The sequence below is a fragment of the Candidatus Igneacidithiobacillus taiwanensis genome, from assembly GCF_031962545.1.
GTDB lineage: Bacteria > Pseudomonadota > Gammaproteobacteria > Acidithiobacillales > Acidithiobacillaceae > Igneacidithiobacillus > Igneacidithiobacillus taiwanensis.
In genome coordinates this window covers 1-10,074 of record NZ_JAVRKK010000086.1, presented here as the reverse complement: position 1 = coordinate 10,074, position 10,074 = coordinate 1, and the positions used below count along the sequence as shown (strand labels likewise).

The window sequence follows — 10,074 nt, the reverse complement described above, 5'->3', positions numbered from 1 at the left end:
CCATAGCGGGTGCTCACATTGGCGCCCTCGATCAGAGGCAGAAGATCGCGCTGCACCCCCTCCCGCGATACGTCGGGGCCGCTGTGCTGCCCGCCGCGGGGGGTCACCTTGTCGATTTCATCGAGAAAGACGATGCCGTCGTTTTGCAGTCGCTCCAGGGCAAGACTACGGACCTCCTCCTCGTTGACCAGTTTGGCGGCTTCTTCTTCTGTCAACAGCCGCCGCGCCTCGGCAATGGGCAGCTTGCGCTTGCTGGTCTTTTGCGGCGCCATATGGCTGAAGAGATCGCGCAGCTGGGCGCTCATCTCCTCCATCCCCGGCGGTGTCATGATCTCCACACTGGTTTTTGGCGCTGCCAATTCGATCTCGATTTCCTGCGTATCGAGCCGCCCTTCGCGCAGCATTTTGCGAAATTTTTGTCGGGTGCCTTCGTCTTGGCGTGGCAGGGTGCTGTCTCGAGGGCCGGGCACGAGAATGTCGAGCAAACGCTCCTCCGCCAGCTCTTCGGCACGCTGGCTGTTGGCCGCCTGGCGCTCGGCGCGCAGCATGTTGACGGCAATTTCTGCCAGATCACGAATGATGGACTCTACATCTTTGCCCACATAGCCCACCTCGGTGAACTTGGTGGCCTCCACCTTGAGGAAGGGCGCGTTGGCAAGTTGCGCCAGTCGCCGGGCAATTTCCGTCTTGCCTACCCCCGTTGGCCCGATCATGAGGATGTTTTTGGGGGTGATTTCCTTGCGCAGCGGCCCTTCCACCTGGGCGCGGCGCCAGCGGTTGCGTAGGGCGACGGCAACGGCGCGCTTGGCGTCGGTCTGGCCGATGATGTATTTGTCGAGCTCCGCGACGATTTCGCGAGGGGTCATTGCGCTCATATTCATACCAGTTCTTCCACTGTATGTTGTTGATTGGTGTAGATGCAGATGTCGCCGGCAATACCCAGGGCACGCTCGGCGATGGCGCGCGCGGGTAAATCGCTGTGTTCGAGCAGGGCGCGGGCCGCCGCTAGGGCATAGGGTCCGCCGGATCCAATGGCAATGATGCCATATTCCGGCTCGAGCACATCGCCCTGCCCCGTGATGATCAGACTCTGGCGCCGATCTGCCACCGCCAGCATCGCCTCCAGGCGGCGCAGCACGCGGTCGGTGCGCCATTCCTTGGCCAGTTCCACCGCTGCCTTGGCGAGCTGCCCCGGGTGCGCCTTGAGCTTGGCCTCGAAGCGCTCGAGCAGGGTAAAGGCATCGGCGGTGGCGCCGGCAAAGCCGGTGAGTACCTCCGGCTCGATGCGCCGCACCTTGCGGGCGTTGCCCTTCATGACCGTATTGCCAAAAGTGACCTGCCCGTCGCCGGCCATTACCACATTCTCCCCGCGGCGCACCGAGAGGATGGTGGTGCCGTGCAGGCTCGTTGCTTCACTCATGGGCTTGCTCCTTCATTTTGGCGCGTGGATGAGCGCGATCGTAGACCTGTGCCAAGTGCTGGTAGTCGATATGGGTGTAGATGGCGGTGGTATCAATCTGGGCGTGGCCGAGAAATTCCTGCACCGCCCGCAAATCGCCGGAGGACTGCAACAGATGGCTGGCGGCACTGTGGCGCAGACTATGCGGGTGCAGATGCTGCCCAAGGCGCTGGCGCCCCGCCTTATCGACCAGGTATTGCACCCCGCGCACCCCCAGGGGGCGTCCTTGACGATTGAGAAACAATGCCGTCTCGGCGCCCTGCGGCCGTTGTGCCAAGTAGCGCCGTAGCGCCGCCTTGGCCATCCGCCCCACCGGGACGATGCGTTGCTTGCTGCCCTTGCCCTGCACTCGCACCAGGCCAGCCGCGAGATCCAGATCGCCAAGGCGTAGTTGGACGAGCTCCGAAACGCGCAGGGCACTGGAGTAGAGCAGCTCGAGGATGGCCTGATCGCGCAGGGCCAAGGGCTCGTTGCCAACGGGCTGGTCGAGGAGCTCTTGCGCCGAATCCACCCCCAACCAGTCGGGAAAATGCCGCTCGCTGCGCGGCATGGGCAAGCCGCGACTGGGGTCAACCAACTGCGGATCCTGCCGACGCAGCCAACGATACCAGGCGCGCAGGGCGGCAAAGCGACGACGCAGGCTGGGCACGGCCACGCCGCGCTGGCGTTCACGAATCAAAAAAAGACGCAGGTGCTGCGCCCGGACGGCAGCCGGGGAGAGGATGTTCTCGGCAGCAAAAAAGCGCTGCCAAAGTTGTAAGTCTTGCTTGTAAGCGCGCAGGCTGGCAGGGGCAAGGCGGGCGCTGGCCTCCGCCAGAAAGTCCGTGATCGCCGTGTCGACGCCGCTAGGCATCGGCGCAGCGATCCAGGGCCGCCGAGACGAGGGCGGCAATCTGCGCCAGCAGATCCGTACCCATCTCGGGAACGTAGCGATGCGGGTCGGCGCTGGCGAGCAGAAGCAGGCCGCAAAAATTGCGGCCTTGCAGGCTGATACTCGCCAAGGAGGCCGGCGCTTGTCGAGGCGGAGCAAAAAATGCTGCCAGGTCTTCCGCATCCAGTTGCAGCCCGGCCTGCGCCGGGCGCTCGCCGCCCAAGCGCTGCCAAGTCTCTGCCGAGATGGGCAGGGCGCCGGGTAGCTCGGCCGCCGGATCCGCCAGCAAGACCAAGGTCTCGACACCAAAATCTGCGCAGAGACTGCGCTCAACCACGGCCAGACAATCGCTGCGACTGGGTGCTGCGAGGAGATCCGTGGCCAGGCGGCTAAAGTGGCGAGTCAGTTCATCGTGCCGCTGCGCCTGCTGCAGCAGGCCATCCAGGCAATGCTGCAGCCGGTCCCGCTCGGCACGCAGGCGCTGCACTTGGCGCTCCAATAAAGAGCTTGCCGAACCTACCCCCAAATGGGGCAGGGTCAGCTCCTGCAGCAAATCGGGCTCACGCAGAAAAAAATCTGGATGGGCACGCAGATAAGCGCGGCACTGGGCTGCAGCATCGTCGTGCATGCCTTAGTCATCCTCCCAATGGGTGTCGCTGTACTGCTCTGAGCGCGCGTGGATCTCGAGTTTGGCGATGAGTTGCGCGAGCTGTTCCAGCTCCGGCTCGGCGAGTTTCTCCAAAAACGCGAGCTCCTGGGCAGAAGCCTGCAGATTGCGGGCAATGGCATCGACTAGGGCTTGACTCATTACTTTCCTCCTTGGGAAACCCAGGTCCCATCGTATACGACCGCAGCGGGACCGATCATGTGCAGATGCGCGCCGGGGCCAGACCAGTGGATCTCGAGTGTACCCCCAGGCAGTTCGACCTGCACCTGCTCTGCCAGCCGTCCCCAGAGGCTTCCTGCCACTACTGCGGCGCAGGCATTGCTGCCGCAGGCCAAGGTCTCGCCGGCACCGCGCTCCCAGGTGCGTAGCTGCACGGCCTGCGGGCTTTTGATTTGCATGAAACCAACATTACAACGTTCGGGAAAGGCCGGATGCCGCTCCAGCTCTGGTCCCCAATCTGCCACCGGGGCGCTCGCGCAATCGTTCACGGCCAGAAGTAGATGTGGGTTGCCCATACTCACCGCGGCAATGGATAAGGTCTGCCCACGAAAGGGAAGCGCATAGTGGCTGGCAGGCGCCGCGGCCACAAAGGGGATGTGGGCCGGTTCCAGGATCGGCACCCCCATGTCGACCTCGACCAAGCCATCGGCACGACGCTGGAGTAGTAGTTGCCCGGCGCGGGTCTCTACACGCAGGGGATTTTTGTCGCTAAGCCCAGCACGTTGCACAAAAACGGCAAAGCAGCGGGCGCCATTGCCGCATTGGTTTACTTCGCTGCCGTCGGCGTTGAAGATGCGGTAGCGAAAATCGCAGTCGGGACGTTGCGCCTTCTCGACCAACAATATCTGATCGCAACCGATGCCAAAGTGCCGATCGGCAATGCGCCGGCAATCTTCGGGTTGAAGGGAGAAGGACTGGCGCACGCCATCGAGAACCACGAAGTCGTTGCCCAGACCATGCATCTTGGTGAAGGTCCATGTTTTATTCGCCATTGCCGCAGTGTAACAGGTTGTTGTGCGTTGCGCAGAGGGGAGGGCGCCGAAGATGGCTGGGGGACGTGGATTCGAACCACGGTTAGCGGAGTCAGAGTCCGCTGTCCTACCGCTAGACGATCCCCCAATGGAGAGGCCCGGATCATAGGGTGCGGCCGCTACTTTTGTCAACTTTACCGGTTCGTTGCAAAAAGTTCTTGGGGCGCTGTTGCAACGGCGCAAAAGGGGTGCTATAACTTGCCTCGTTGTACGTTAACAACGGCTCATGAGGAGGAGTCTTGTCATGAAGAAGAATCTCGTAACCTTTGCAGTTGCCGCGGCGTTGTTGGTCCCGGCTTTCGCTTTTGCTGATGACAGTTCCGATACCGCCAAGACCGGCCCCATCCTGTATGGTTATGCCCAGATCACCGGCAGCCAGCAGTTCGCCACATCCACCAACGGCAGCCCCTCGGGCAGCAATGGTCTTGTCTTCGGTGCCAATCGCATTCGCTTGGGTGTTAAGGGTGAGGCGGTTACTGGTGTCACCTATAACATCATGGCTGGCTGGGACAACGCTGTTATTGGCGGGAATAACGCCAACAACACTAGCATTTCTGGGTATAGCACCAACCAGTTGAACAACGGACTTGGAAATGGTGGCAACGCCTCCATCCTGGATGCGTGGATCAACTATGCCCCGGTGCCTTTTGCACAGCTGGAAGTGGGTAAGTTCAAGCAGCCGGTCGGTAACGAGTATGTAGACACCCAGGGTAATGCGTTGCCCTTCATTCTCCGCAGCATGAGTCAGTCGTTGCTGCCCGGTCGTTCCGCTGGTGCCATGATCCACGGCGAGAATGTTATGGACTCGGGCATTGGTTATGCCGTTGCCATCGCCGACGCATCTTCCCTGGATTACGGCAGTGCTTACAACTGGTTGGTGTCTGGGTCCAACCCCTTCGGCAGTGGCCAAGGTGGTTTTCTGAACGGTGGTGGTCAGTACTTGGCATCTGCCCGCCTGACCTATGACTTCATGGGTCCCTTGCTCAAAGCTGAAATTAGTGGTTCGCGTATGAGTCTGCCCACTACAGCGAGTGCAGCCGTCTCAAACGGAGTTGGTCTGTCCTATGGAGCTCCGGCCCCGACTGTTCCCAATGTCGATTCTCTCTACACTTGGAACGTCGGTGTGCATGGTGGTCTGATGGGTATCAAGTACGCAGCTGGTTATACCAATCTGCATACCGGCACGACCCGTAATGGCGAGCCTGGGTTTCGGGCGCAGGACTGGAACGTAGGTTTGGCTGCTAATCTCTATGAGATGACCCTCTTGCCTTCTTGGCTGGACCTCGAGCCTGCTGTTCGCTTTGATTCCTTCAGCATCAATGATTACTCGGGCTACGATGCCAAGCTGGACAACACCACTGTGGGCTTGAACTACTATGTCAATCCGAACAATCCACACGCGGCGGAGATTCAGGTCAACTACATCATCCCGACTGCTCGTGATGGTAAGTTTGGCACGGGCACCCCGGGTGGCGTCTTTGGTGGCAATGGCGCCCCCATCAACGGCATGGCGTACAACACCCTGATGTTGCAGTTCCAGGCTGGCTTCTAAGTTCGCTCAGAAAAAGCGTGTTGGGCCCCGTAAGGGGCCAAAGCGACCGCCCCTCATGGGGCGGTTTGCTTTTTTGGGGCCTTGCCGCTATAAGAGAGCCCGCCCCGGCACCCTTCTGCAAGAGGACTTTTTGTGACGCGTCAACTTCGTAACATCGCCATCATCGCCCATGTGGACCATGGTAAAACCACTCTGGTCGATCAGCTTTTGCGCCAGTCCGGCACCTTTGCCGCTCACCAGCAGGTGGAAGAGCGGGTCATGGACAGTAATGCCCTCGAAAAAGAGCGCGGCATTACCATCATGGCCAAGAATACGGCGGTGCAGTGGGGCGATACCCATATCAACATTGTCGACACCCCCGGCCATGCCGACTTTGGCGCCGAGGTGGAGCGGGTTTTGGGTATGGTGGACGGAGTTTTGCTCTTGGTGGATGCTGTCGAAGGGCCCATGCCGCAGACGCGTTTCGTTACCCGTAAGGCCCTGGAGTTGGGCCTGCGCCCTATCGTCGTCATCAACAAAATCGACCGTCCTGGCGCACGACCGGACTATGTGATCAGCGCTACCCTCGACCTCTTCGACAAGCTCGGCGCGACCGAGGAGCAGCTCGACTTTCCGGTGATGTATGCCTCGGGTCTGCAGGGCTATGCCAGCGAGGATCCTGGAGTACGCGAGGGTGATATGCGGCCGCTCTTCGAGCTGATTCTCTCCAAAGTTCCCGCACCGCAAGGAGATCCGGACGCCCCCTTGCAGATGCAAATTGCCGATCTCGATTACTCCAGCTATGTGGGGCAGATTGCCATTGGTCGGGTACGCCGCGGACGGATTCGCCCGGGTCAGGATGTCGTCCTCATCCAAGGAGCGGAGGCCAAGCAAAGCAAGGCGCGGATCCTCCAGGTGCTGGGCTTTGATGGCCTCAAGCGGGTTCCCTGGGAGGAGGGCGCATCGGTGGGAGACATCGTTGCCATTACCGGCATCGAGAGCCCGAGCATTGGCGCCACCATTGCCTCCCCCGAGGCGCCGGAAGCCCTGCCTTGGAAGCCCATCGACGAACCCACCCTCAATATGACCTTTCAGGTCAACACCAGCCCCTTCGCCGGGCGGGAGGGAAAATTTGTCACCAGCCGCCAGCTGCGCGAACGTCTGTACAAAGAATTACTTACCAATGTGGCATTACGCGTGGCTGATACCGAGAACCCCGACGTCTTTCTCGTCTCTGGGCGTGGTGAACTACACCTCACGGTACTCATCGAAAACATGCGCCGCGAGGGCTATGAGTTGGCCGTATCGCGGCCGCGGGTGATCCAGCGGCAGGTGGATGGCGTTTGGGAGGAACCCTACGAGGCGCTGACGGTGGATGTGGAAGAGACGCATCAGGGCACGATCATGGAGCGCTTGGGTATCCGCCGTGGCGATTTGCAAGACATGCAGCCCGACGGCCGAGGCCGCGTACGCCTGGAATATAGAATCCCTGCCCGTGGCTTGATCGGGTTTCACACCGAATTTTTGACGGCGACCTCGGGCACGGGGGTCATCAGCCATATTTTTGATGGCTATGGCCCCGTGAAAGGCCCTATCCCGGCGCGCAATAATGGTGTCTTGATCTCTGCAGAGGAGGGTGAGGCGGTTGGCTTTGCGCTCTTCAATTTACAGGAACGTGGGCGCTTATTCATTAGTCCCGGTGACAAGGTCTACGAAGGTATGGTCATCGGCATTCACAGCCGCGACAACGACTTGGTGGTCAATCCCCTCAAGGAGAAGAAGCTCACCAACATGCGTGCCTCGGGTTCCGATGAGAACATCATGCTTACCCCACCCATCAAAATGACCCTGGAAGCTGCGGTAGAGTTTTTGGCCGATGACGAGCTCGTCGAGGTGACACCGCAGTCCATTCGCATTCGCAAGCGCTTCCTCACCGAGAACGAACGCAAAAAAGCGGCGCGCAGCGCAAATTGAATGGTGGCGGGCAGCTAGGTCTGTTGCCTTTGCAGCCGCAGGCGGCGAAACCAGCCGCCAACGGCGGCGGGTAGGTCGCTTTCGAGTCGTAGTTCCGGATGCTGGCACAGGAGATCTTCAAAGACCAAATCGGTGCGCGTGGCAACTGCCCCCGAAAGGGGAGCGAGTAGGCGCCGAAGAGGCGCGTGTTGGCCCGGGCGCAAAAACTTGTCGAAGATGAGTAGGGTGCCGCCGGGGCGGAGAACGCGACTCGCCTCCGCCAGGGCTCGTTCGGCGTGGGGTACCACCGCCAGGATCAGGTGCAAGAGGACCACGTCGCAGGTGGCGCTGGCGATGGGTAAGTTTTCGGCATCGGCCTGCAGGAGCTGCGCCGTACCGGCCCGATTGCGGGCGCGGGAGAGCATGGCCCAGCTGATATCCAAGGCAACGCAGAGCGCTTGTGGCGGTAGCAGCGGCAAATCCAAGCCCGTACCCGCACCAACCACCAAAATGGTCTTTGCCGTGGACGGAATTTCCGCAATGTTGGCGGCGCGGGGGCCGCGCGAAAAACCAACGACGGCGCGGTCGTAGATCGGCGCCCAAAGGTCATAGGCGCGCTGCAGGCTACGCTTGCTCAATGGAGCACGTCGCTCACGGCCAGGCGAAAAGCTGGGATAGGGGTTTCGAAATCCTCGCCGTCTTCACTCACCCATTGGTAGCTGCCATGCATGCTGCCAACGGGGGTGGGAATGACGGTGCCGCTGCTGTACTGAAAGTGCTCGCCGGGCGCCAAGTTCGGTTGCTCGCCGACCACGCCAGGGCCGCGTACCTCCTGAATCCGGCCTTCGGCATCGGTAATGATCCAATGGCGATGCAGTAGCTGCGCGCTGCGCGGTCCGCGGTTCTCGATCCGCACTTGGTAGGCAAAGACGTAATGGTTTTGTTCCGGACTCGATTGCTCCGGCAGGTAGCGCGTCTCGACCTGAATTTCGATGGCGGTGGGTACGCTCATGGGCACTGCTCCTCGGCTGGCTTGGTCTTGCAGTCTATGCTCCCGTTAGCAGACTGCCAAGTTTCCGCGTCGGGAGAGAGCGCGCTACACTAGATGCCAAGACCAAAACCGAGAGTGGACGAGCATGGCAGAATTGCCCGAAATCGAGTTGTTCAAACAAAAATTGCAGCGCATGGTCCTTGGCAAAAAATTGGGTGGCCTGCGTTTACAAAATGCGAAAGGCGAATTGCTCTCCGAGGCGGGTGGACTTGCCGAAGACGCTCTGCAGGGAAAGGAAATTTCCGACATCCATCGCTATGGCACGCAGATCTTTTGCGAGCTCGACCGTCGCGAGATCCTTGCCCTGCAGTTGGGTGGTGAGCTGACCATGGAACTCGAGCGCGGACCTGCCACGGAAGAAGCCGGTGAGAGCCGCGCCGGCCTGGAACTGGCGATCAATGCCCATCTGCGTTTGCGTCTGCAGGGTACCCAGCTGGGTACGCGCCTGCGTTTGCTGGATGAAACCAGTGATGTCGATTTTCTTACCAAACTGGGCCCCGATCCGCTGCTGGTCCCTGCCGAGGGGCTGGCGCAGTTGCGAGAATCCTTGGCGCGGCGGCGTAGCGCCTTGCGCAATGTGTTGCTCGACGACAGCTTTGTGACCGGCATCGGCCCCATTTGGGCCGACGAGATCCTGTTCCAGGCGCGCCTGCGCCCGGATCGCTTGGTGCCGAGTCTCAGTGAAGAAGAGCGCGAGCGCTTCTTGGCGCAGATTCCGCAAGTCTTGCAGCGCGCCCTGCGCTCCCAGGCCAAGCTGCCGTTGCTACCCAAGACCTTCCTCACCCGCCACCGGGAAGACGGCCACTGCCCTTCTTGTGGTGGTGCCTTGGCGTCGGTAGTGGTGGGCGGCAAGGCGGCACTGTTCTGTCCCGCCTGCCAAATCTGAACCTCTAGGGGTGGCGCCAGGGCAAACCGCTGGCCTTCCATCCCTCTACCGTGCCGCGCTTGCCTTGGGAGTCGGGTTTGCCGTCAAAGCCGCCAAGGATATTGTAGACATGACGGTAGCCCAGCCGACTCAGATGCTCGGCAGCAGCGGAGGAGCGGCCCCCCGTGCGGCAGAGCAGCAGGAGTAGATCATCGGGCTCGGCAACGGCACGGATCTGCTCATCAAAGTCGGGGTTGGGAACCATGCCGGGGTAAAGCTGCCAGGGAACGTGGCAGCAGCCGGCAACGAAACCCGAAAACTCCAACTCGGGGTGGGAGCGGACGTCCACCAGTTTTGCCTTGGGATGCTCTTGCAACAGGGTATGTGCCTCTTCGGGGGTGAGGTCTCCGGCATGGAGCTTCCCTTGTGCGCGGGCGGCAGCGCGGGCCAGGATTTCTTCGTTTTGCATGGCTTGTCTCCTCATTCCTATCTGCAGCATAGCACCTTTGCGCTGGCAGACCCTAGGCGTACCGCGCAATCCGCCGTACACTCTTCGCACAGCAGTCCCGACAGGGGCTAATTTTGCCAACCAGCCTAGTGGAGGAGAATCGCATGGGGTACAGCCCGCAAGACGTGCTGAAGTTGA

The 10,074-nt window shown here is 60.8% G+C and carries 12 protein-coding genes and 1 tRNA gene; 3 read left to right on the top strand and 10 right to left on the bottom strand.

Translation table 11 applies throughout. From position 1 onward, the window contains the following. From hslU to RTI30_RS10165, 7 genes are all read right to left on the bottom strand, one after another. On the bottom strand, nt 1–875 hold an 875-nt coding region (gene hslU, locus RTI30_RS10195; RefSeq protein WP_312283723.1), incomplete at its 3' end, for an ATP-dependent protease ATPase subunit HslU. A gap of 2 nt (nt 876–877) precedes the next feature. Then, nucleotides 878–1,420 (bottom strand): ATP-dependent protease subunit HslV, encoded by a 543-nt coding sequence (gene hslV / locus RTI30_RS10190; protein WP_312263081.1) that lies wholly within the window; start codon nt 1,418–1,420, stop codon nt 878–880. Then, nucleotides 1,413–2,312: a tyrosine recombinase XerC gene (locus RTI30_RS10185; protein ID WP_312263082.1), complete on the bottom strand. Its 900-nt coding sequence runs from the start codon at nt 2,310–2,312 to the stop codon at nt 1,413–1,415. The genes hslV and RTI30_RS10185 overlap by 8 nt, the downstream gene beginning before the upstream one ends. Beyond that, nucleotides 2,305–2,958, bottom strand: a complete 654-nt coding sequence (locus RTI30_RS10180) for a DUF484 family protein (RefSeq protein WP_312263083.1) — start codon at nt 2,956–2,958, stop codon at nt 2,305–2,307. The genes RTI30_RS10185 and RTI30_RS10180 overlap by 8 nt, the downstream gene beginning before the upstream one ends. Nucleotides 2,959–2,961: 3 nt before the next feature. After that, nucleotides 2,962–3,138, bottom strand: coding sequence for a hypothetical protein (locus tag RTI30_RS10175; RefSeq protein WP_312263084.1), 177 nt, complete (start codon nt 3,136–3,138; stop codon nt 2,962–2,964). Continuing rightward, complete coding sequence (gene dapF / locus RTI30_RS10170; RefSeq protein ID WP_312263085.1) at nt 3,138–3,989, bottom strand: diaminopimelate epimerase; 852 nt, start codon at nt 3,987–3,989, stop codon at nt 3,138–3,140. The genes RTI30_RS10175 and dapF overlap by 1 nt, the downstream gene beginning before the upstream one ends. A 53-nt stretch (nt 3,990–4,042) precedes the next feature. Next, nucleotides 4,043–4,116 (bottom strand) — tRNA-Gln (locus tag RTI30_RS10165). A 156-nt stretch (nt 4,117–4,272) separates the two neighbouring features. Here RTI30_RS10165 and RTI30_RS10160 point away from each other — a divergent pair. Beyond that, complete coding sequence (locus tag RTI30_RS10160) at nt 4,273–5,580, top strand: porin (protein ID WP_312263086.1); 1,308 nt, start codon at nt 4,273–4,275, stop codon at nt 5,578–5,580. Nucleotides 5,581–5,712: 132 nt separating this feature from the next. Next, nucleotides 5,713–7,533, top strand: a complete 1,821-nt coding sequence (gene typA / locus RTI30_RS10155; protein ID WP_312263087.1) for a translational GTPase TypA — start codon at nt 5,713–5,715, stop codon at nt 7,531–7,533. A 14-nt stretch (nt 7,534–7,547) separates the two neighbouring features. Here typA and RTI30_RS10150 read toward each other — a convergent pair whose 3' ends face one another. After that, the gene (locus RTI30_RS10150; RefSeq protein ID WP_312263088.1) at nt 7,548–8,150 is read right to left on the bottom strand and encodes a methyltransferase domain-containing protein; all 603 of its coding nucleotides are present in this window, start codon (nt 8,148–8,150) and stop codon (nt 7,548–7,550) included. Beyond that, on the bottom strand, nt 8,147–8,524 hold the full coding sequence (gene apaG / locus RTI30_RS10145) for a Co2+/Mg2+ efflux protein ApaG (protein WP_312263089.1): 378 nt from the start codon (nt 8,522–8,524) through the stop codon (nt 8,147–8,149). The genes RTI30_RS10150 and apaG overlap by 4 nt, the downstream gene beginning before the upstream one ends. Nucleotides 8,525–8,648: 124 nt before the next feature. On the opposite strand from apaG, the gene RTI30_RS10140 reads away from it, so the two are divergent. Further along, a complete protein-coding gene (locus RTI30_RS10140; protein ID WP_312263090.1) occupies nt 8,649–9,449 on the top strand; it encodes a DNA-formamidopyrimidine glycosylase family protein in 801 nt (266 codons plus the stop codon). Between the two features lie 4 nt (nt 9,450–9,453). Here RTI30_RS10140 and RTI30_RS10135 read toward each other — a convergent pair whose 3' ends face one another. After that, nucleotides 9,454–9,897 carry a rhodanese-like domain-containing protein gene (locus RTI30_RS10135; RefSeq protein ID WP_312263091.1) on the bottom strand — a complete coding sequence of 148 codons (444 nt, stop codon included), beginning with the start codon at nt 9,895–9,897 and terminating at the stop codon, nt 9,454–9,456. Nucleotides 9,898–10,074 lie beyond the last annotated feature (177 nt).

Coding starts and splice junctions, on each gene's coding strand:
- RTI30_RS10180 (WP_312263083.1), bottom strand. CDS start 2,958: ATGCACGACGATGCTGCAGCCCAGTGCCGCGCTTATCTGCGTGCCCAT.
- hslV (WP_312263081.1), bottom strand. CDS start 1,420: ATGAGTGAAGCAACGAGCCTGCACGGCACCACCATCCTCTCGGTGCGC.
- RTI30_RS10160 (WP_312263086.1), top strand. CDS start 4,273: ATGAAGAAGAATCTCGTAACCTTTGCAGTTGCCGCGGCGTTGTTGGTC.
- apaG (WP_312263089.1), bottom strand. CDS start 8,524: ATGAGCGTACCCACCGCCATCGAAATTCAGGTCGAGACGCGCTACCTG.
- RTI30_RS10140 (WP_312263090.1), top strand. CDS start 8,649: ATGGCAGAATTGCCCGAAATCGAGTTGTTCAAACAAAAATTGCAGCGC.
- RTI30_RS10135 (WP_312263091.1), bottom strand. CDS start 9,897: ATGCAAAACGAAGAAATCCTGGCCCGCGCTGCCGCCCGCGCACAAGGG.
- RTI30_RS10175 (WP_312263084.1), bottom strand. CDS start 3,138: ATGAGTCAAGCCCTAGTCGATGCCATTGCCCGCAATCTGCAGGCTTCT.
- RTI30_RS10185 (WP_312263082.1), bottom strand. CDS start 2,312: ATGCCTAGCGGCGTCGACACGGCGATCACGGACTTTCTGGCGGAGGCC.
- dapF (WP_312263085.1), bottom strand. CDS start 3,989: ATGGCGAATAAAACATGGACCTTCACCAAGATGCATGGTCTGGGCAAC.